Genomic DNA, 21,833 nt, shown 5'->3' on the forward strand with positions numbered 1-21,833 from the left:
CCAGCTTAGGGATTGGATGCACTTTCACTACCCGTCCCTCGTTGTTCACGTCCTTGAGAGAGTAACGAGCCATCCGATTTTGCTTAGCTCCACGGTCACGAGGCGGGGTATTGCCAGCGTTGTGTGTGTGAAGGGGCGTGTGCCGCCGTTCTTGTAGGAGCTTGGCTTGTCCCGCGGTCGGCGTGAAACACGTCGTAAATTCTGTAAAGCCGGTGCATCAGTTGAATAGCGTTGATCGGATCTGCTGTCGCTGTGCGACAGATCGCGGGACAAGCCACGCTCCTACAGAATGGATGCGTCAGACATTCACCGCCCCACGTTTTTCACGCCGACGGCTTGTACATGCGTCGGCGTTTTTACATCTGCGCTCAAGGCACGGCGCAGGGCGATGAGCAATTTCACGTGGTCATCCTGCCCTTTGTCGGACGAGTGATCGTTGAAGCCTGCGCGTTCGGGCATGGTCGTTCCTCTTTTTTTCTTTTCTTGAGGGGGGGCCTGGAGCAGCCGCGAGCACGGCTTGAAGGCAGGAAGTAGACACGCTTTTTGCCTTTCGGGTTCGTCGCCCGAGATAAGAATTTGGTATCCAGACCGGTACCAATGCAGGCACTGCGCCTGCGCTAGTCCTTTCGGCGCTATCCATATGCCCTAACGATATTTAAATTTCCCTTCTTATATCTATAGAGTCTCGACATCACAGCCATACCTATTTGGAGTCGGAGTTCTCATGCCAGCAGCCTCCCAAGCTTCCACGTCCGCGCAAGCGCCGAGTCAACAGTTCGATGTGCGTCCATTCGCCGAAAAGGTGGGCGCGGAAATCGTCGGACTGGACCTGTCTCGTCCGCTGAATGACGCAGACTTCGCCCGCGTCCATCGCGCGCACCTGGATCATCACGTCGTCGTATTCCGTGATCAGCAGATCACCCCGCAACAGCAGATCGATTTCAGCCGCCGGTTTGGCGTGTTGCAGATTCACGTACTCAAGCAGTTCCTGCTCGCCAACCATCCGGAAATCCTGATCGTCTCCAACATCGTCGAAAACGGTCAGCCGGTTGGACTGGGCGATGCCGGTAAATACTGGCACTCGGATCTTTCTTATAAAGAATTGCCGAGCCTCGGCTCGATGTTGTACGCGCAGGAGCTGCCGAGCGAAGGCGGCGATACCCTCTTTGCCGACATGCATCAGGCGTGGGACACCCTGCCCGAGCATCTGCGCAAAGCCGTTGAAGGGCGCAAAGCCGTTCACAGCTACACCTCGCGCTACAGCCATGGCAAAAACGCCGACAACTGGCGCCCGACCCTGAGCGCCGAGCAATTGGCCCAAGTCGCAGTGGTCAGCCATCCGATCGTGCGCACGCACCCGGAAAACGGCCGCAAGGCGTTGTTCGTCAGTGAAGGGTTTACCACGCACATCGTGGACATCCCGGAAGACGAAAGCCGCGCGATCCTCGAAGAGATCTACGCGCACAGCGTGCGTCCGGAAAACGTCCTGCGTCACAAATGGCAGGAGAACGACATGGTGTTCTGGGACAACCGCTCCCTGATTCACCTTGCAGGCGGCACCCCTGATCACCTGCGCCGTCGTCTGCACCGCACCACCATTCAGGGCGATGCTCCGTTCTGATTCACACTGATTGAAGGAGCCCGCTCCATGAACGCTGTTCTGCAAAGCCACACGGCTAGCAATCGCTCACACGCGCAAGAGGCCAATCAGCCTACCGCTGAAGCGCTGTTGCAAGTCCAGGGCGTAAGCCTGGAATACCGCACCCCGGAACGCGTGGTGCGGGCCACTCATCAAGTCAGTTTCGAAATTGACCCCGCTGACCGCTTCGTGCTGCTCGGCCCCTCGGGTTGTGGCAAGTCGACGTTGCTCAAGGCCGTGGCCGGTTTCATCACGCCCAGCGAAGGGCAGATCCGTCTGGCCGGTCAGCAGGTCAAGGAGCCGGGGCCCGACCGGATCGTGGTGTTTCAGGAGTTCGATCAGCTGCCGCCGTGGAAAACGGTGATCGAGAACGTCATGTTTCCGCTGCTGGCCTCGCGCACCCTCAAGCGTCGCGAAGCGGAAGAGCGGGCCCGGCATTACCTGGAAAAGGTGGGTCTGAGCACGTTTGCCAATGCCTACCCGCACACCCTGTCGGGCGGCATGAAGGCACGGGTGGCGATCGCCCGCGCGCTGGCGATGCAGCCGAAAATCCTGCTGATGGACGAGCCGTTCGCGGCGCTCGACGCCCTGACCCGCCGCAAGATGCAGGAAGAGCTGCTGGAGCTGTGGGAAGAGGTGCGGTTTACGCTGCTGTTCGTCACCCACTCCATCGAGGAGGCGCTGGTGGTCGGCAACCGGATTCTGCTGCTGTCGCCCCATCCGGGTCGCGTGCGTGCCGAAATCAACAGCCATCAATACGACCTGAAAAGCTTGGGCGGCGTGGATTTCCAGGCCTCCGCACAGCGCATTCACCGGTTGCTGTTCGACGAGGGCGAAGCGCCCGTGGCCGAGCAGGATTTGCGGTTTCAGGATATTCGGATCGCTTACTAGTCCCTATTCGTTTTCCTTGTGGGAGCCGGCTTGCTGGCGAAGGCGTCGCATCTGACGCTGCAGTGGTGGATGGCACTACGCCTTCGCCAGCAAGCCGGCTCCCACAGGGGAAGTGCGCTGACTCAGAGAGACAACACCATGAGCCTTTCACCCACCATTCGTGAGGAATACGAAATCGCGCTGGAGCCTTTCACTCAGGAAGACCTGGCCCGCGACATTCCTCTTGTGCAACGCATCTGGCAACAGAGCTGGGTGCGCAAAACCGTGATCCTGATCGCCCTGGCGGTGATCTGGGAGATTGCCGCTCGCATCCAGGGCAATGACCTGTTGCTGCCGAGCTTCATCGACACGGCCAAAGCCTTCATCGACGGCGTCGTCACCGGCGAGCTGCTGGCCAAGGTGTGGATTTCCCTCACCGTGCTGGTCAAGGGCTATTTGATCGGCATCGTGCTTGCGTTCTTCATGACCACGCTGGCGGTGTCCACGCAACTGGGCCGCGACCTGCTCGGCACGCTGACCTCGATGCTCAACCCGCTGCCCGCCATTGCACTGCTGCCGCTGTCGCTGCTGTGGTTCGGGCTGGGTGAAAACAGCCTGATCTTCGTGCTGGTGCATTCGGTGCTGTGGGCCTTGGCACTGAACACCTACGCGGGTTTTCTTGGGGTCTCCGAAACCCAACGAATGGCCGGTCGCAACTACGGCCTGAAGGGCATTCGCTTCGTCTGGCACATCCTGATTCCTGCTGCACTGCCGTCGATTCTGGCGGGTTTGAAAATTGGCTGGGCGTTCGCCTGGCGCACCCTGATTGCCGCCGAGTTGGTGTTCGGCGCGTCGTCGGGGAAAGGCGGTCTGGGTTGGTACATCTTCCAGAACCGCAACGAGCTGTACACCGACAAGGTGTTCGCGGGTCTTGCGGCCGTGATCATCATCGGTCTGCTGGTGGAAAACCTGCTGTTCAGCAATGTGGAGCGCCTGACCGTCAAGCGGTGGGGCATGCAGCGCTGAGCAGACCATAAGAAAACACGCCGCTGAGTGGACCGGATTGCCGGACATGAAGCCATCCAACACGTATCGCTTTTTTGTGAGGATTTTATGGGGACTTCTTTCAAACGCCCGGCACTGACCGCATTGGCGGCGACATTGGGGCTGACGAGCGCGCTGTTGAGCAGCGGTGCACACGCCGAAGGCAAAATCAGCATCGCCCAGCAGTTCGGTATCGGCTATTTGATTCTCGATGTCGTGCAGCAGCAGAAGCTGATCGAGAAGCACGGCAAGGAAGAGGGCATCGACATCAAGGTCGACTGGAACAGCATTTCCGGTGCGACCGCGATGAACGAAGCGCTGCTGGCCGGTGCGCTGGACGTAGTGTCGGCAGGCGTGCCGCCGATGCTGACCATCTGGGACCGCACCAAGGGCAAGCAGAACGTCAAAGCCATCGCCTCCCTGGGCTCGATGCCGAACTACCTGCTCAGCAACAAGGCTGACGTGAAGACCCTCAAGGACTTCACTGACAAGGATCGCATCGCCGTGCCGGCTGCAGGCGTGGGCTTCCAATCGCGTACCTTGCAGATCGAAACCGCCAAGCTGTTCGGTAACGACAATTACAAGAAATTCGACAACATCTCCGTCAGCCTGCCGCACCCGGACGCCACCTCGGCGTTGATCGCGGGTGGCTCGGAAATCAGCGCGCACTTCTCCAGCCCGCCGTTCCAGTATCAGGAACTGGAAAACCCCAATGTGCACAAAGTGCTGAGTTCGTATGACGTGCTGGGCGGTCAGGCCACGTTCAATGTGCTCTACACCACGCAGAAATTCCACGACGAAAACCCGAAAACCTACAAAGCCTTCTACGACGCGCTGGCCGAAGCCGAGAAGATCATCAAAGCCGACAAGAATACGGCGGCGAAGACCTACATCGAGGTCGAGAAGTCCAAGCTGCCGTTGCCGTTGGTGGAGAAGATCGTCAACGACCCGGAAATCGACTTTACCGTCGTGCCTCAGCGCACCTACATCTACGCCGAGAAATTGCATGAAATCGGCGTGCTGAAGAACAAGGCCGACAGTTGGAAGGATTTCTTCTTTGAAGAGGCCCATGGTGGGGCGGGTAGCTGATTACACCGTGTGAGATGTTGTGGGAGCCGGCTTGCTGGCGAAGGTGGTGGACAGGGACGAACAGGTCGGCTGACACATCGCCTTCGCCAGCAAGCCGGCTCCCACAGTGAGGATGCGGCATGTTCAATCCTGCCAATGCCAGGCCGGTTGATCCAGCATTCCTTGACCGACAATCCCTGCCTGTCCCGATTTGTTTTCCAGCGCGCTTGCCCGCGATGGGGGTGTGTCAGCCGGTGACGCGAGGGCAGACAAATCACATTCGAGGACAACCGCTCCTACGGTTTTGTGGCGTGTCCACAACCTGCGATACCCCGCAGTCCCTGTAGGAGCGTGGCTTGTCCCGCGATCGGCGGGGAACCCGTCGTGAATTTGATGCCTTCGGTGTGTCAGGTATGCCGCGTTTAACGATTTTGCTACCGCTTCGCGGCAGATCGCGGGACAAGCCACGCTCCTACAGAGGTCAGCGGTGTTCCATCCATTGGCTGAACAGCCGCGCTTCAATCCGGCCAATGCAAGGCCGGTTGATCCAGCATTCCTTGATCGACAATCCCTGCCTGTCCCGATTTCTTTTCTAGTGCGCTTGCCCGCGATGGGGGTGTGTCAGCCGATGACGCGATGGCAGACAAATCATATTCGAGGACAACCGCTCCTGCGGTTGTGTGGCGTGTCCACAACCTGCGATACCCCGCAGTCCCTGTAGGAGCGTGGCTTGTCCCGCGATCGGCGGGGAACCCGTCGTGAATTTGATGCCTTCGGTGTGTCAGGTATGCCGCGTTTAACGATTTTGCTACCGCTTCGCGGCAGATCGCGGGACAAGCCACGCTCCTACAGAGGTCAGCGGTATTCCATCCATTAGCTGAACAGCCGCGCTTCAATCCGGCCAATGCAAGGCCGGTTGATCCAGCATTCCTTGATCGACAATCCCTGCCTGTCCCGATTTCTTTTCTAGTGCGCTTGCCCGCGATGGGGGTCAGCCGATGACGCGAGGGCAGACAAATCATATTCGAGGACAACCGCTCCTACGGTTTTGTGGCGTGTCCACAACCTGCGATACCCCGCAGTCCCTGTAGGAGCGTGGCTTGTCCCGCGATCGGCGGGGAACCCGTCGTGAATTTGATGCCTTCGGTGTGTCAGGTATGCCGCGTTTAACGATTTTGCTACCGCTTCGCGGCAGATCGCGGGACAAGCCACGCTCCTACAGAGGTCAGCGGTGTTCCATCCATTAGCTGACTAGCCGCGCTTCAATCTGGCCAATGCCACGCCGGTTGATCCAGCATTCCTTGACCGACAATCCCTGTCTGTCCCAATTCTTTTTCCAGCACGACGCTGTTGCACTCGGGGTCTTGCTCCAGCGCTGCGATCAGGCGGCTGGCGTGGGACACGACCCACACCTGACACCGTTGCGATGCCCGAATGATCAGCCTTGCCAGCGCAGGCAGCAGATCGGGGTGCAGGCTGGTTTCCGGTTCGTTGAGCACCATCATGGTCGGTGGGCGGGGTGTCAGCAGGGCGGCAATCAGCAACAGGTAACGCAACGTGCCGTCCGACAACTCGGAGCCGGATAGCGGTCTCAACAACCCTTGCTGATAGAACTCCAGCGCAAACAACCCGCCGCCTTGCGCATCGATGGCGACCCGCGCCCCCGGAAAGGCATCGCTGATCGCAGCATCCAGCGCTTCTGCTTCGCCAATCTCACGAATGGTCTGCAAGGCCGCTGCCAGATCCCGCCCGTCGTGATGAAGCACCGGCGTGCGCGTGCCCAATTGCGGCTTGCGCGCGGGGGCGTCGGCGTCGCTGCGGAAGTGATCATAAAATCGCCAGCCGCGAATGCTCTCGCGCAGTCGCAGCACTTCGGGGGATGAGCGCAGATTACCCACCTGATCGAACAGGCTGTCGAAGGTCGGCGTGTGTTGCGTCAGCACATCCCAGCTGCGGCCTTCTCGCGTGCGAACCATCGGCCCGGCGCGATCCACCAGCAGACTGGCGGGACGATAAAGCGGCCCGGCCCAGATGCATTCACGCTTGATTTCCGGGTCAAGCGCGAACGCCGTGGGCGCGTTCGAAGGTGGGGGCAGGCCCAGCGAAATCGCGTAGCTGAAGTCCTCGGCAGCGAAGCCCAGGCGCAATCGCACGACCTCTTTTCGCGGCCCGCCTTGGACCTCGACTTCGCCATTGCGCATGCGACGGCTGAGGGTTTCCGGCCCGGCCCAGAACGTCGACTTCAGCCCCCCTTCCCGCGCCAACGCATTGATCACACCGCCCTGTGCCGTTTCGGCCAGCAAACGTAAGGCGCGATAGAGGTTGGACTTGCCGCTGCCATTGGGGCCTGTGATGAGGTTCAGGCGTGCCAGCGGCATCACCAGCGTATTGATAGAGCGGTAATTGGCGACGGCGAGGGTGGTCAGCATCAAGCGGTCCTTGCGAAGAACAGGCGCGATTGGCAGGTCACGGTTTCCGGAGTTTAGCGGGCAAAGGAACCCTGATCTACGCTCACAGTCGCATGATCACACCACGACGGCCCTCGGCGGCGCGGTGCACGCAACGGCAGTGGCACAAGGAGCTTGCATGCCTGCTCAACCCTCGGTTTTTCAACATTCTCTGACTGCGCTTGTACTGAGCCTGTGCCTGCCGTTGCTGTCTGGCTGTGGCAAGGAAAAGCCTAAAGACCCGGTACTGCCGCGTGTGCAGGTGCAACAGGTCAAAACCACTGACTTCGCCGCCGCTGTCGCTTTGACCGGCGACATTCAAGCCCGGATACAAACGCAACTGTCGTTCCGCGTTGGCGGCAAGATCATTCAGCGCATGGTGGACGTGGGCGACCGTGTCACCGCCAAGCAGGTGCTCGCCAAGCTCGACCCCAAGGATTTGCAGACCAACGTTGATTCGGCCAATGCCGCTGTCGCCGCTGAACAGGCCCGCGTGAAGCAAACCGCGGCGGCTTTCGTGCGCCAGGAAAAACTGCTGCCCAAGGGGTACACCAGCAAAAGCGAATACGATTCTGCGCAAGCGCAACTGCGCGGCAGCCAGAGCGCGCTGAAGGCCGCTCAGGCGCAGTTGGCCAATGCGCGCGAGCAACTGGGCTACACCGCGCTGGTGGCCGACGCGCCGGGCATCATTACTGCGCGTCAGGCCGAAGTGGGCCAAGTGGTGCAAGCGACCATGCCGATTTTCAGTCTGGCCCGCGATGGCGAGCGCGATGCCGTGTTCAACGTGTACGAATCGCTGTTCGTCAATCCGCCGACGGATCAGCCGGTCGAGGTCACGTTGCTGGACAACCCGCAGGTCAAGGCCACGGGCAAGGTGCGTGAAGTCACGCCTGCGGTTTCAGCGCAAACCGGCACCTTGCAGGTGAAGATCGCACTGCAAACCCTGCCGCAAGGCATGCAACTGGGCTCCGTCGTCAGCGCTGCGCTGTCAGTGCCGGCCAAACAGAGCGTTGAGCTGCCGTGGTCGGCGTTGACCAAAGGGTTGGGCGATCAACTCGGCCAGCCTGCAGTGTGGGTGGTGGATGACCAAAACAAAGTCAGCCTGCGCGGCGTGACAGTGGGGCGCTACCTGACCGGTAAGGTGATCATCGTCGACGGTTTGAAGAATGACGAAAAAGTCGTCGTCGCAGGCAATCAACTGCTGCACCCGGACATGAAGGTCGAACTGGCCGACGTCTACAAAAATCCGACAGGAGCCCAGCCATGAAGCGCCTGTCCGGAGTCGTATTGATGGGCCTGCTGCTCGGCGCGTGCAGCAAGGAAGAGCCAGCACCGGAGCCCGTGCGGCCCGTGCTGTTCGTGGAAGTGAAACCCCAGGCTGAAGAAAACCTCGGCCGATTCGCCGGCAACATCGCCGCGCGGTATGAAAGCACCCTCGGGTTTCGCGTCTCGGGTCGTATTGCCCAGCGCAATGTCGATGTAGGCGCCGAAGTGAAGAAGGGCGATCTGCTCGCCGTACTCGACCCGACCGACCAACAGAATCAGGTGCGATCGACTCAGGGCGATCTGGCCCGTGTCGAGGCGCAATTGATCAACGCTCAAGCCAACGCGCGGCGCCAGCAGGAGCTGTTCGACCGGGGCGTTGGCGCGCAGGCGGCGCTGGACGTCGCAGTGACTGACCTCAAGACCTCGCAGTCTTCCTTCGATCAGGCCAAAGCCGCGCTGCAACAGGCTAAAGATCAGTTGAGCTACAGCGAATTGCGCACCGATCACGACGCCGTGGTGACTGAGTGGAAGGTCGAGGCCGGGCAAGTGGTCAGCGCGGGCGAACAGGTCGTGACGCTGGCACGCCCGGACATCAAGGAAGCGGTGATCGATCTGCCGGGGCAATTGGCCGATCAGTTGCCCAAGGACGTGCTGTTCAAGGTCGCCAGTCAGTTGGAGCCCGAAATCAACACCTCCGCGACCATCCGCGAGCTGGAGCCCCAAGCCGAAAGCACCACCCGCACCCGTCGCGCACGCCTGACTCTGGCCGACACGCCGCCTTCCTTCCGCCTCGGCACCGCCATCAGCGTGACGCTTAGTTCGGCCATCGAACCGCGCATCGAGTTACCGCTGAACGCCTTGCAGGAAGTCGATGGCAAAACGCAGATCTGGATCATCGACACCCAGAACCAGACGGTCTCGCCACGCGCTGTTCATGTGATCAGTCGCGACGATGACAGGATGGTGCTGGCAGGCGGCGTGAAAGGTGGGGAGCTGGTGGTGACCGCTGGCGTTAACAGCCTCAAACCGGGGCAAAAAGTCAAAGTCGATAAGGACAGCCCACGATGAAAGGGAAGTTCAACCTCTCCGATTGGGCGCTCAAGCATCAGTCTTTTGTCTGGTACCTGATGTTCGTCGGCCTGCTGATGGGCGTGTTCTCATACATGAACCTGGGCCGCGAGGAAGACCCCTCGTTCACCATCAAAACCATGGTCATCCAGACCCGGTGGCCGGGCGCGACCGTGGACGAAACGCTGGAACAGGTCACCGACCGCATCGAGAAAAAGCTCGAAGAGCTCGATTCTCTCGATTACGTGAAGAGCTACACCCGACCTGGCGAGTCCACGGTGTTCGTGTACCTGCGTGACACCACTAGCGCGGCGGCGATTCCGGAAATCTGGTACCAGGTTCGCAAGAAAATCGACGACATCCGCGGGACGTTCCCCCAAGGCCTGCAAGGTCCGGCCTTCAACGATGAATTCGGCGACGTCTACGGCTCGATCTATGCCTTTACCGCCGATGGCCTGACCATGCGGCAGCTGCGCGATTACGTGGAACAGGTTCGCGTGCAGATTCGCGATGTGCCGGGATTAGGCAAGGTCGAGATGATCGGCCAGCAGGACGAAGTGCTGTACCTGAACTTCTCTACGCGCAAACTCGCAGCGCTGGGGTTGGACCAGCGTCAGGTCGTGCAAAGCCTGCAATCGCAGAACACGGTCACTCCGGCGGGCGTCATCGAGGCCGGCCCCGAGCGCATTTCGGTGCGCACGTCGGGCCAGTTCGCTTCAGAAAAAGACCTGGAAAAGGTCAACCTGCGCCTCAACGATCGCTTCTATCGCCTGACCGATATCGCTGAAATCAGCCGTGGCTACGTCGATCCGCCCAAACCGCTGTTTCGTTACAACGGCAAGCCCGCCATCGGCCTCGCCATCGCGATGAAGAAGGGCGGCAACGTTCAGGAATTTGGTAAAGACCTGCACGCGCGCATGGAAGCTGCGACCGCCGACCTGCCCATCGGCGTGGGCGTCAACAACGTTTCGGATCAGGCGCAGGTGGTCGAGAAGGCTGTTGGCGGCTTCACCAGCGCGCTGTTCGAAGCGGTGGTGATCGTGCTGATCGTCAGCTTCATCAGCCTCGGCATGCGCGCCGGGTTGGTGGTGGCGTGTTCGATCCCGCTGGTGTTGGCGATGGTCTTCGTGTTCATGGAGTACAGCGGCATCACCATGCAGCGGATCTCGCTGGGTGCGCTGATCATCGCCCTCGGCCTGCTGGTGGACGACGCGATGATCACGGTCGAGATGATGGTCTCGCGGCTGGAAATGGGCGACTCCAAGGAGCAGGCCGCGACCTACGCCTACACCTCTACCGCCTTTCCGATGCTCACCGGCACCTTGGTGACCGTCGCCGGTTTCGTGCCCATCGGCCTCAACGCCAGTTCGGCGGGAGAGTACACCTTCACGCTGTTCGCGGTGATTGCCGTGGCGATGTTGGTGTCGTGGGTCGTCGCGGTGCTGTTCGCGCCGGTCATCGGCGTGCACATCCTCAGCGAGAACGTGAAAAAGAAGGACGAACACCACAAGCCTGGTCGCATCGCCCGGGCATTCAATAGCTCGATGTTCTGGGCCATGCGGCATCGCTGGCTGACGATCATCGTCACGGTCCTGCTGTTCGCGACGTCGGTGTTTTGCATGCGCTTCGTGCAGAACCAGTTCTTCCCGTCGTCGGACCGACCGGAAATCCTCGTCGACCTCAATCTGCCGCAAAACGCGTCGATCAACGAGACGCGCAAGGCTGTGGACAGGCTCGAAGCCAGCCTCAAGGACGACCCGGACATCGTGCGCTGGAGCACCTACATCGGGCAGGGCGCGGTGCGTTTCTACCTGCCGCTGGACCAGCAACTGGAAAACCCCTATTACGCGCAGCTGGTGATCGTCAGCAAAGGCCTCGAAGAGCGGGCCGGGTTGATGGATCGATTGAAAAAGCGGCTGCGGGACGAGTTCGTCGGCATCGGCACTTACGTGCAGCCCCTGGAAATGGGCCCGCCGGTGGGGCGTCCGATTCAATACCGTGTCAGCGGCGACAACATCGACAAAGTGCGTCAGCACGCCATCGACCTTGCCACCCTGCTCGACAAAAACCAGCACATCGGCGAGATGATCTACGACTGGAACGAGCCCGGCAAAGTCCTGCGTATCGACATCAATCAGGACAAGGCACGGCAGCTGGGGCTGTCGTCCGAGGACGTCGCTCAGTTGATGAACAGCATCGTCACAGGTTCCGCCGTGACCCAGGTGCGCGACGACATCTACCTCATCAACGTGGTCGGGCGCGCCGTAGATGTGGAACGCGACTCGCCGGAGACCCTGCAGAACCTGCAGATCGTCACGCCGCAGGGCACATCGATTCCGCTGCTGGCTTTCGCCAACGTGCGTTATGAGCTGGAGCAGCCGCTGGTCTGGCGTCGTGACCGCAAACCGACTATCACTCTGAAAGCCGCCGTGCGCGATGAAATGCAGCCGACCGATCTGGTAAAAGAGCTGAAGCCTGAAATCGACAAGTTCGCCTCGGCCCTGCCGCCGGGTTACAAGATCGCCACGGGCGGTACGGTGGAGGAGAGTGGCAAGGCGCAGGGGCCGATTGCCAAGGTCGTGCCACTGATGATCTTCCTTATGGCCACCTTCCTGATGATCCAGCTGCACAGTGTGCAGAAGATGTTCCTCGTGGCGAGTGTCGCCCCGTTGGGGCTGATCGGCGTGGTGCTGGCGCTGGTGCCTACCGGCACGCCCATGGGCTTCGTGGCGATCCTCGGGATTCTCGCGCTGATCGGCATCATCATCCGCAACTCGGTGATTCTGGTGACGCAGATTCATGAGTACGAAGTGGCCGGCTACCTGCCATGGGACGCCGTGGCGGAAGCCACCGAGCATCGGCGTCGGCCGATTCTGCTCACGGCAGCCGCAGCGAGTCTGGGCATGATCCCCATCGCCCGTGAAGTGTTCTGGGGGCCGATGGCGTACGCGATGATCGGCGGGATCATCATCGCCACCCTGCTGACACTGCTGTTCCTGCCTGCGCTGTACGTGGCCTGGTACAAGATCAAAGAGCCGACGCAAGAGCAACGCGAGAAGTCCGAGCAGGAAAAAAAGCGCAAGGCTGAGGAGCAGGCTTCGGACGAAGAAAACGAAGGAGGTGAGCCCGCTCCTACACGCTGACGTCCAACGGCCTGCACGGTTTTAGGAAATGTTTGAACGACGCGTGTAGGCGTATCAAGCGTCGGACGCGTGAACGCTTCTGCCAAGGGCGTAGGGACTGCCGGGGTGACCCTCCTGCGCCTGCAGCAGAAGTAAAACCGGGCTTCGCCTCAAACCCTGCGCCAGACACTCGCCAACCATGGCTGCTGTTCCCTTGGCAGCCCCTCCGGCCGGTAGTAATGCTCGACCTCGACAAACCCGGCTTCGATCAGCAGCGCGGTCCAGGATTCCAGATCATGAAACGAGCCATACCGCTCGCCCTTCCAGCCTTCCTGGTTGTTGCCGCGAGGATTGGAGCTGAACAGCACGCCGCCCGGTTTCAACGCATCGCGCAACTCGCCCAAGACACGCGGCAATTCCTGACGGGGAACATGGAAGAGAGAGGCGTTGGCGAAAATGCCGTCGAAGCGCTCGGCGGGCAGGTCCAGTGCCAGAAAATTCTGGTGGAAGACCTCACAGCCACTGTCGGCACGGGCCATCTCGGCAAAACGCTCCGAGCCATCCAGCCCCGTCGCTACGTGACCCAAGGCCGTAAACGCACGCAGATCCCGCCCCGGCCCGCAGCCGAAGTCGAGAATCTGGAACGGTGCCGAGCCCTGAATATTGCGCAACAGCGCATCGATGTTCTGAGTGACATCGTGATCCCGCGTGCCCTCACGAAAGCCCTCGGCCACATCGTTGTAATTGCCCAGCGTCGTGGCGGTGATCTGAGCGAGGTCGTTTGGATCGAGTTTCATGAGGGCAAATTCTGAGCGGAGAAGCGGCCAATATACTCGTGCTCGCCGTAATCGACGCAAATCTGTAGGAGTGAGCTTGCTCGCGATTAGGGTGTATCAATTGCAAACAATGTCTCTGTACCTCCGCGATCGCGAGCAAGCTCACTCCTACAGGGGCGTGCCAGGACAGTGGCTTCATCGATACCGCTAGCTCGACAAGCCGTTCTGCTTCAGGTGAGAACTCGCAACCCTGATCACATCACCGCTTATTCAACCGCAACGCCAACCGATCCCCGCTCAGCTGTATCACCGCCACCAATGCGACCAGCAGCACGATCACGGTCAGCATCACTTGGGTATCAAAACGTTGATAGCCATAGCGATAGGCGATGTCGCCCAGGCCGCCTGCGCCAATCGCGCCGGCCATGGCGGAGGAGTTGATCATTGTGACGAGGGTGATGGTGAAGCCGCCGACGATCCCCGGCAGGGATTCAGGCAGCAGGACGTGCCAGACGATGTGCCAGCGGCGACAGCCCATGGCTTGGGCGGCTTCGATCAGGCCGTGGTCGACTTCTCGCAGGCTGACTTCAGCGATACGGGCGAAGAACGGCGTCGAGGCGATGGTCAGTGGCACGACCGCCGCCCAGACGCCATAGGTCGTGCCGACAATCAGCCGTGTGAAGGGGATCAGCGCGACCATCAGAATCAAGAATGGCACCGAACGAAAGATGTTCACGAAGGCGCCCAATACCCGATTCACGTTCGGCGCTTCGAAAATGCCGCCTTTGCCGCTCGTGACCAGAATCACCGCCAGCGGAACGCCCAAAAGCAATGCAATCAGCGACGACACGCCGACCATCAGAAACGTGTCGAGCGTGCCTTGCCACAACCGTTCAAACCACATAACCCAATACCTTTGCGTGTTGCGCCAGCTTGCGAGCGCGGATGAGCAATTCGTCAACCGACAGCGGGGAGTGGCCGACAGCCAGAATCAAATGTCCCAGCGCCCGGCCCTGGATACGTTCGATGCCCCCGTGCAGCAGGCTCACGCGGCCGCCAAAAGCACTGAACAACGCTGAGAGATCTGGCGCGCTGCCGTCGGCTCCGGTGAACTGCACGTCCAGCACGATGCTGGCGTTCTTTTCTGTCGGCTCTGGCTGCAAGCGGGCTTGCAGGTCGTCGGGCAGCGCGTGTTGCAGTGGTGCCAGCAGGGTCTTGCTTACCTCGTGTTGCGGATCACCAAACACTTGCCACACTGGGCCTTGCTCGACGATTCGGCCTTTTTCCAGCACCACCACGCGGTCGCAGATCTCGCGAATCACCGCCATTTCGTGGGTGATGAGGATGATCGTCAGGCCCAGACGCTGATTGATCTCGCGCAGCAGACCGAGGATCGATTGCGTGGTCTCGGGATCGAGCGCCGACGTGGCTTCATCGCACAGCAGGATTTCCGGATCGTGCACCAGCGCGCGGGCGATACCGACGCGCTGTTTCTGGCCGCCGGACAGTTGCGCGGGATAAGCGTTGTGTTTGTCTTGCAGGCCCACCAATTCCAGCAGTGCCGCCACCTTGCGCTGACGCTGTTCGTTGGGAATGCCAGCCACCTTGAGCGGCAGCTCGACGTTTTTCCAGACGGTCTTGGCTGACATGAGATTGAAGTGCTGAAAGATCATGCCGATCCGGCGGCGCAGTTCCACGAGCTTGTCTTCGTTGAACGCCGCGATGTCGATTTGATCGATCAGCACCCGGCCAGTGCTGGGTTGTTCCAGCCGATTGATGGTGCGGATCAGCGACGACTTGCCCGCGCCGCTGCGTCCGATGATGCCGAACACCTCGCCGCGCTGAATATCCAGATCGATGCCCTGCAGGGCGGCCACTGGCCCTTGCTGCCCTTGGTACACCTTGCCCAACTGGCTGAAGCGCACGTGGGCGTTGGCTTTTTCCGGGTGCAGGTGCGCCTGTGCGGCGGAATGCGGCGTGGGCGCTTCCAGTGGCAGGGAGCGTTGCACAGTGGCGGTCATGGTCAGTTCTTCCAGCCAGGCTGATACAGCGTCCCGTTCACCTTATCCAGCGAGGCGCGTACCACAGGGGAGTGCTGATAAATATCGATGAATTTGGCGAGGCGAGGATCGTCCTTGTGATCCGGCTTGATCACGAATTGAATCACGTATTCGGGGTGATCGAGGCCGTCGAACAGGATTGCCGAGGTGGCATCGAAGCTCTTCGCCGAGCGGATGTAGGCGGGGTAGCCCTGTACCAGGTCCGCGTCGTCATAGGCGCGCACCAATTGCACGGCTTCAACTTGAATCAGTTTGATCTTCTTCGGGTTGCTGGTGATGTCGTCTTCGGTGGCCTTGTAGCCCACGCCCGGCTTGAGGGTCAGTAGACCGGCCTTGGCCAGCAGTTGCAGGCCGCGTCCGCTGTTAATCGGGTCGTTGGCGATGGCCACAGTGGCGCCGGTCGGCAGCTCATCGAAGCTTTTGTATTTCTTCGAGTACAGGCCGACGTTGTTGATGATTCCCGGCGCATAAGGCACCAGATCGAAACCCGACGCCGCCTTGGCGTTTTCCAGGAACGGGATGTGCTGGAAATAATTCACGTCGATGTCGCCCGCATTGAGGCTGACGTTCGGTGCGATCCAGTCGGTAAATTCAACCAGTTCGACTTTCAGCCCTTGCTTCTCGGCCTCAGCCACCGCAGTTTCCAGCGGGATGGCGAATGCGGCGGTGGTGCCGACTTTCAGCGGCTGGTCGGCGGCCTGGGTGATGCCGGTGAACAGGCCGAGGGAAAGGGCCAGGGTGAGGAGTGTTTTGCTCATGGTGTGGTGTCCGGTTCGGTCGTCTGGTTATTAATGTTGGGTTTCTGCGTGTACGCCTTCGCGAGCACGCTCACTCCTACGGGGCCGCGGGAAGCCACAGGTTTGTGAACGGCACAATCCCCAGTAGGAGTGAGCTTGCTCGCGATAGCGGCCGCTCAACTGGCGTAAATCATGGGTTTGAAATTCGGTAGCTGGCCCCCGCATGCCTTTCGGGCAAGCGCGCATCACCCTCGACGAACAGCTTCTCGCGCAGTGTCCCGTGCTCGTAGGCGGTCTTGTACGAACCGCGCCGTTGCAGCTCGGGAATCACCAGGTCGATAAAGTCCTCATAGCTTTCCGGGGTGACGATACGGGTCAGGTTGAAGCCATCGAGGCCGGTTTCGGCGATCCAGGATTCCAGCGCGTCCGCCACCTGCTCGGGCGAACCGATGACGTTGATGTAGCGACCGCCCAGCGCGTGCTGATCCAGCAGTTTCTGCCGGGTCCAGTCGTTGTTCTTGAGGATCTTGGTCGCCGATTGAATGGCGTTGCTCTTCACGTGCTGGATCGGCTCGTCCAGTTCGTAATCGGCGAAATCAATCCCGGTCGATGCCGAAAAATGCGCAAGCCCCGCTTCAGCGCTGGCGTACTGCAGATACTCGGCATGCTTGGCGCGGGCAGCGTCTTCGGTCTCACCGACAATCACGTTCAGCCCCATGAATATCTTGATGTCGTCCGGGTTGCGACCGGCGGCCACGGCGCTGGCGCGCACCTTGTCCACTTGCTCGCGAGTCGCCGGTTTGTTCTGCCCGCTGATGAACACGCACTCGGCATTGCTGCCCGCAAACTGCAGGCCGCGATCCGAGCTGCCTGCCTGAAACAGCACCGGCGTACGTTGTGGCGAGGGCTCGCAGAGGTGATAACCCTCGACCTGATAAAACTCGCCGTGATGCCGCACGTAGTGGACTTTTTCTGGCTGCGCGTAGATCCGCGCTTCACGGTCTTCGATGACCGCGTCGTCTTCCCAACTGCCTTCCCAGAGCTTGTACAGCACCTCCAGGTACTCGTCGGCCTGATCGTAGCGCCGGTCGTGTTCGATCTGCTCGTTCAGGCCCATGGCCTTGGCGGCGCTGTCCAGATAGCCCGTGACGATGTTCCAGCCCACACGGCCTCGGGTCAGGTGATCCAGCGTCGACATACGCCGGGCGAACAGATACGGCGCTTCGTACGTCAGGTTGGCGGTCAGACCGAATCCGAGATTTTTGGTGACAGCGGCCATGGCCGACACCAGCAACAACGGGTCGTTGACAGGGAGTTGGATCGACTCCTTCAACGGCACGGCGATCGACTTCTGATACACATCGTAAACGCCCACGATGTCGGCGATGAACAGCCCGTCGAACAGCCCGCGCTCCAGCAGCTGCGCCAGATTGGTCCAGTATTCGATCGTCTTGTATTGGGTGGACGTGTCTCGGGGGTGCGTCCAGAAACCATGATTGATGTGCCCGATGCAGTTCATGTTGAACGCGTTGAGCAGAATCTTTTTCTTGCTCATCAGATCGTCCCCCGGCGCGGTGGATTGACGTCGTTCAGGTAAAAATTGCCGATCGCGTGGTACTTCCAGCGCACCGGATCGTGCAGCGTGTGCACCCGCGCGTTGCGCCAGTGACGATCCAGGCCATGTTCAGCGAGTGTGGATTGAGAACCGGCCAGTTCGAATAACGTGCTGCCGGCGGCGAGCGAAATCTCGGTGCTGATGGCGCGGGCTTCAGCCACGGCAATCGACGCTGCGGCGACGTTCTGCGCGCTGCTGTCAGCCTGGGCACGATCCAGACATTCGCCCGAGCGTTCGAGCAAGGCTTCGGCGGCGTGCAGACGGATGCCGAGCTTGCCGAAACTGTGCAGCGTCAGCGGGTCGTCCACGGCTTTTTCAATGCCCGAATCGATCCACGGGCGGGTGCGCGTGCGGACGAAATGCAGCGCGTCTTCGTAGGCGGCGCGGGCGATGCCGGTGTCGATGGCGGCATGAAGAATCTGCGCCAACGGACCGACTGTGGTCGGGCGCTCGAAGGCAGTCTGGAACGGCACCACGTCTTCATCGCTGACGTATACGTTGTCGAACACCACCGAGCCGCTGCCGGTGGTGCGCTGGCCGAAACCGCTCCAGTCATCGATCACGCTCAGGCCCGCCGCATTTGCCGGGACGAAGGCCAGTTGCTGAACGCCGTCGTCGGCGATCACCGAGGTCGGAATACGCTGCGCGTAGATCGCCCCGGTGGCGTAGAACTTGCGGCCATTGATGCGCCAACCGTCACCGTCGCGACTTAACCGCGTGGTGCGGTCATGGGCATTGCGGGTGCCAAGTTCTGCCAGCGCGTTGCCGAAACGCTGACCGGCAAGCACTTCGGCATACAACCGTTTTTGCTGCTCGGGGCTGCCGTTCACGCGCAACACTTCCAGCGCATAAAAGTGGTTCTGCGGAATTTGCCCTAGCGAGCCGTCGGCAGCCGAGATGATGCGAACGACTTCGGCCAGCGTGACATTGGATACGCCCGCGCCGCCAAAGGCTTTAGGCACGCTGATGCCCCAAAGCCCCGAGCGGGAGAACTGTTCAAGTTCGGCGTGGGGCAAGCGGCGTTCGCGATCACGCACGGCGCTCTCTTGTTTGAAACTCTCGGCCAGTGCGCGGGCGACAGCCAGTGCCTGGGCGTCATCTTTGATGATCGCGGTAACCACCTGCGTATCACGCGGCAAGGATTGAAGGCTCATAGGTGTGCTTCCAGTGGTCTGGTTCAGATCCAGGAGTGGCGGGCAGGCAGGGTGCCGTTGAGGTTCCAGGCGCCGACGGCGTGGACTTTCCAGCGCACAGGGTCGTGGAGGGTGTGGACACGGGCGTTACGCCAATGCCGGTCGAGGTTGAACTCGGCCAGGGTCGCGCGGCTGCCCGAGAGCTCGAACAGTTTCTCGCTGGCCTGCAGCGCAATGTCGGTCGTCAGCACCTTGGCTTCAGCGACCACAATGGACGCGCGCGCTGCGGATTGCGCGTCGATGGGCGCGGCGGCGATTTCATCGAGCACCCGTCCGGCTTTGCTCAGCAGCGCTTCGGCGGCGTGAAGCTCCAGCTTCAACTTGCCGATGTCGGCGATCACATAAGGGTCATCGCTGGCGCGTTCGACGTTCGCTTCGATCCATGGGCGAGAACGTTCGCGCACGAAGCGGATGCTCTCGTCGATGGCTTCCCGGGCAATGCCGGCGTCGATGGCGGCTTGAATCAGTTGCGAGACTGCGCCCTGAATGCTCGGCGCGAGGGCCAGCTTCCAGTTTTCGATGACCAGATCACCGCTGACACGCACGTTGTCCAGCAGCACGCTGCCACTGGCGGTGGTGCGCTGCCCGAAGCCGGACCAGTCATCGATGATATGCAAGCCAGGCGTGCCGCGGGGCACGAAGACCAGTACTTGCTTGCCGTCGTCATTGATCGCTTTGATCGCAACCCAGTGCGCGAACAGCGCGCCGGTCGAATAGAACTTGCGACCATTGAGCAAAAATTGACCACCATCGGCAGTCAGGCGTGTTCTCACGTCCAAGGTGTTTTTAGTGCCGCGTTCCGGGCCGCCGTTGCCGATGCGGGCACCTTTGAGAATGCTCTCGAACAGGACCTTCTGCTGCGCGTCGGTGGCGCTGCCGACCAGTGAATTGAGAATGCCGAAATGGTTCTGCGGGATCTGTCCTACAGCCGGATCGGCGGCGGACAAAATGGCGAATACCTGAGCCACCGTGGCGTATGAAACCTGCGGCCCGCCATAGGCACGCGGCACGGAGATACTGCCCAGGCCGCTACGGGTGAACTGTTCAATTTCGGCCCACGGTAGCTGGCGCTCACGATCGCGGGCGGCTGCCGTGGGACGCACCAGCGCGGCTAGTTCACGGGCAGCGGCAATTGCTTCAGCGTCGTTGCCAAGTACTTTGGCAGGCAGGAGAGAGGGTGCGATGTCCAGGGGGTGCTGGACAGAAAGTGCATTCAGATCAGTCATGGTGTCGACCTTTCTGATTGCGCAATGCCCTGGCGTTTTGCACTGGGGTAATTGTGTACGAAACCATTGGAACCTCGATTCAAGACCGCAAGAGCGGCAGGGAAATCAGCAATAGTCCGGTGGTCCGGTGCATATACCCTAAGCGTGTATAAACATTAAATAAACTCGCATTTAGGAATAAGCATAGAAGGTGAAGAGGGAAGTCGTACCGCTGGTCAGAGGGTCGGTCCAGGCGAGGCCCGCGCTGAATACCAACAGCAGGGTGAAATACTTGACGATATGTTTGCAGTGCATGGCGAACGTCTCGTGAAGAGTTCCCACGAGGCTAGCAGCGGCAAATCGGGTGATCAGGGGAGGATTTGTAGGATGAGTTTTTGGATGCTGTAGGATGTTTCTCAAGCACACGCGTTTTGCTGACCGGCTCACATTTCAATCCTGATCACCTTCGGTGACCGTCGCAGCGGGCGCCCTCGCCGCGACGGTGCGATCATCAGCAAGCGACCCCTCACTTCTCTGGATCTGCAGGGGCATCGGTATGAACGCGAATGGATCGTGCCGGTGCCCACAGGGAATTGTTGCCAACGCGGTCGATGACGCAGTAAGTGACTTCTTGATGCAAGTCGTCCCCCGCCTCTTCAATCAGTGTGGCCGGCACATGAACCTCAATCGCGTCGCCCACCTGGTCTTCGGTCAAGGCGGGAAGGTCCATCCGGACATCCCCCCAACGCAAGGTGATTTCGTCGTAGACCTCCATGTGCGGGTAGGCCTCGATCGTCAGGCACACGCCCTCTTTCAGATGCTCGGCGCTTAGCCCGTCACGCATGACAGTGTCGGAAAACTTCACCGGTGTCAGCCCCTGATTTTCTTCACCGTCCGCACTGAGCAAATGACCGCCGGGGGTCTCCAGTTTGACCCACACCTTACAACTCGGCGAACGGACCGATTCGCTGCCTATTTTTGTGACGCGATAGTAGGTTTTAACCTTGCCACTTTGTAGAAAGCTCTCGGGTATATGTAGGACGATGGTGTATCCAATGTCGGACTCCGATAAAAGTGTTGACGCGACATAACAGTCTCCCCAGAAGAGTTCAATCAAGTCTCCAGTCTCCATATCAGGGTATGGGTCGATGTTCACTTGTAAGTCGCTGGCTGCCAGAGCACCGATGCCCTGTTTGCTGGACTGTGGAAGATAAGGGGTGAAGAGCTTGATTGGCATAAAGCTGACAGGGGTGTGAATCATCTTTGGTTCTCACTGAATGTTGGGTTTGAAATACGGCATGCAGCGGTTTTGACCGTCGCAGACCCTCTCTGAAAACGATGTCGTTAGTACACGCTTGATGCGCAGTGTTGGCAAACCATACAAACGGTGGCAAATACAGCCTTGCAAATTTTGCAGGGCGATAGTTGGTGTTGAGATCGAGCTAATTGTGTTGCTGCATGTCTGTCAATGGTTCTAAAGATTTAAGTCTTTGTGTGCGTAATAAACAGACACTTCCTACAAGTTGATTAATGGATGCGCACAAAAAATGGGCATGGCGTCTTGGTTGATGCCGCCAGTGATCGCAGAAGGTTTCGGGCGTAATCGCCCGACGAGTGCGTTGGGCATTATTTGTAGGAGAAAGGAATGTCAACAGACGATATAAGAATTGAAGCGAATTGTTGAGGGATCGATTGGATAAGTCGATAGAAACGGTGGGGAAAG

Annotated in this window: 18 protein-coding genes; 7 read left to right on the forward strand and 11 right to left on the reverse strand. The window is 59.9% G+C overall.

Going from position 1 to position 21,833, the window contains the following annotated elements; translation table 11 throughout:
• Positions 1-306: 306 nt before the first annotated feature.
• Positions 307-459, reverse strand: coding sequence for a hypothetical protein (locus B3N48_RS18405; protein WP_296186196.1), 153 nt, complete (start codon positions 457-459; stop codon positions 307-309).
• Between the two features lie 265 nt (positions 460-724).
• On the opposite strand from B3N48_RS18405, the gene B3N48_RS18410 reads away from it, so the two are divergent.
• From B3N48_RS18410 to B3N48_RS18425, 4 genes are all read left to right on the forward strand, one after another.
• Complete coding sequence (locus B3N48_RS18410) at positions 725-1,621, forward strand: TauD/TfdA dioxygenase family protein (protein WP_296186198.1); 897 nt, start codon at positions 725-727, stop codon at positions 1,619-1,621.
• A gap of 27 nt (positions 1,622-1,648) precedes the next feature.
• The gene (locus B3N48_RS18415) at positions 1,649-2,530 is read left to right on the forward strand and encodes an ABC transporter ATP-binding protein (protein WP_296186199.1); all 882 of its coding nucleotides are present in this window, start codon (positions 1,649-1,651) and stop codon (positions 2,528-2,530) included.
• Between the two features lie 138 nt (positions 2,531-2,668).
• A complete protein-coding gene (locus B3N48_RS18420) occupies positions 2,669-3,535 on the forward strand; it encodes an ABC transporter permease (RefSeq protein WP_296186200.1) in 867 nt (288 codons plus the stop codon).
• Positions 3,536-3,622: 87 nt separating this feature from the next.
• Positions 3,623-4,642: an ABC transporter substrate-binding protein gene (locus tag B3N48_RS18425; RefSeq protein ID WP_296186201.1), complete on the forward strand. Its 1,020-nt coding sequence runs from the start codon at positions 3,623-3,625 to the stop codon at positions 4,640-4,642.
• 1,241 nt (positions 4,643-5,883) lie between these two features.
• Here the strand turns inward: B3N48_RS18425 and B3N48_RS18430 are convergent.
• Entirely contained in the window at positions 5,884-7,050 is a 1,167-nt protein-coding gene (locus B3N48_RS18430) for an AAA family ATPase (RefSeq protein WP_296186205.1), read from the reverse strand.
• 157 nt (positions 7,051-7,207) lie between these two features.
• Here B3N48_RS18430 and B3N48_RS18435 point away from each other — a divergent pair, with 157 nt between their 5' ends.
• From B3N48_RS18435 to B3N48_RS18445, 3 genes are read left to right on the forward strand one after another with little or no spacing between them, the layout of a single operon-like run.
• A complete protein-coding gene (locus B3N48_RS18435) occupies positions 7,208-8,335 on the forward strand; it encodes an efflux RND transporter periplasmic adaptor subunit (RefSeq protein ID WP_296186206.1) in 1,128 nt (375 codons plus the stop codon).
• Positions 8,332-9,402, forward strand: a complete 1,071-nt coding sequence (locus tag B3N48_RS18440) for an efflux RND transporter periplasmic adaptor subunit (protein ID WP_296186209.1) — start codon at positions 8,332-8,334, stop codon at positions 9,400-9,402. Before B3N48_RS18435 ends, B3N48_RS18440 begins: the two co-directional genes overlap by 4 nt.
• Complete coding sequence (locus B3N48_RS18445; RefSeq protein WP_296186211.1) at positions 9,399-12,545, forward strand: efflux RND transporter permease subunit; 3,147 nt, start codon at positions 9,399-9,401, stop codon at positions 12,543-12,545. Before B3N48_RS18440 ends, B3N48_RS18445 begins: the two co-directional genes overlap by 4 nt.
• Before the next feature lie 149 nt (positions 12,546-12,694).
• On the opposite strand, the gene B3N48_RS18450 is transcribed toward B3N48_RS18445, so the two are convergent.
• The 9 genes from B3N48_RS18450 to B3N48_RS18490 form a co-directional block, all read right to left on the reverse strand.
• Positions 12,695-13,321 (reverse strand): class I SAM-dependent methyltransferase, encoded by a 627-nt coding sequence (locus tag B3N48_RS18450; RefSeq protein ID WP_296186212.1) that lies wholly within the window; start codon positions 13,319-13,321, stop codon positions 12,695-12,697.
• A gap of 238 nt (positions 13,322-13,559) precedes the next feature.
• Entirely contained in the window at positions 13,560-14,204 is a 645-nt protein-coding gene (locus B3N48_RS18455; protein WP_296186213.1) for a methionine ABC transporter permease, read from the reverse strand.
• Positions 14,194-15,321 carry a methionine ABC transporter ATP-binding protein gene (locus B3N48_RS18460; protein ID WP_296186215.1) on the reverse strand — a complete coding sequence of 376 codons (1,128 nt, stop codon included), beginning with the start codon at positions 15,319-15,321 and terminating at the stop codon, positions 14,194-14,196. The genes B3N48_RS18455 and B3N48_RS18460 overlap by 11 nt, the downstream gene beginning before the upstream one ends.
• Positions 15,322-15,323: 2 nt before the next feature.
• On the reverse strand, positions 15,324-16,118 hold the full coding sequence (locus B3N48_RS18465; RefSeq protein ID WP_296186216.1) for a MetQ/NlpA family ABC transporter substrate-binding protein: 795 nt from the start codon (positions 16,116-16,118) through the stop codon (positions 15,324-15,326).
• Positions 16,119-16,287: 169 nt separating this feature from the next.
• Complete coding sequence (locus B3N48_RS18470) at positions 16,288-17,652, reverse strand: LLM class flavin-dependent oxidoreductase (RefSeq protein ID WP_296186219.1); 1,365 nt, start codon at positions 17,650-17,652, stop codon at positions 16,288-16,290.
• Positions 17,652-18,866 carry an SfnB family sulfur acquisition oxidoreductase gene (locus B3N48_RS18475; RefSeq protein WP_296186221.1) on the reverse strand — a complete coding sequence of 405 codons (1,215 nt, stop codon included), beginning with the start codon at positions 18,864-18,866 and terminating at the stop codon, positions 17,652-17,654. The genes B3N48_RS18470 and B3N48_RS18475 overlap by 1 nt, the downstream gene beginning before the upstream one ends.
• Positions 18,867-18,889: 23 nt before the next feature.
• Positions 18,890-20,131, reverse strand: a complete 1,242-nt coding sequence (locus B3N48_RS18480) for an SfnB family sulfur acquisition oxidoreductase (protein ID WP_296186222.1) — start codon at positions 20,129-20,131, stop codon at positions 18,890-18,892.
• Positions 20,132-20,302: 171 nt separating this feature from the next.
• Complete coding sequence (locus B3N48_RS18485; protein WP_296186224.1) at positions 20,303-20,425, reverse strand: hypothetical protein; 123 nt, start codon at positions 20,423-20,425, stop codon at positions 20,303-20,305.
• A gap of 211 nt (positions 20,426-20,636) precedes the next feature.
• Positions 20,637-21,371, reverse strand: a complete 735-nt coding sequence (locus B3N48_RS18490; protein ID WP_296186225.1) for a hypothetical protein — start codon at positions 21,369-21,371, stop codon at positions 20,637-20,639.
• Positions 21,372-21,833 lie beyond the last annotated feature (462 nt).

The sequence above is a fragment of the Pseudomonas sp. UBA1879 genome (assembly GCF_002338065.1).
Taxonomy (GTDB): Bacteria; Pseudomonadota; Gammaproteobacteria; order Pseudomonadales; family Pseudomonadaceae; genus Aquipseudomonas.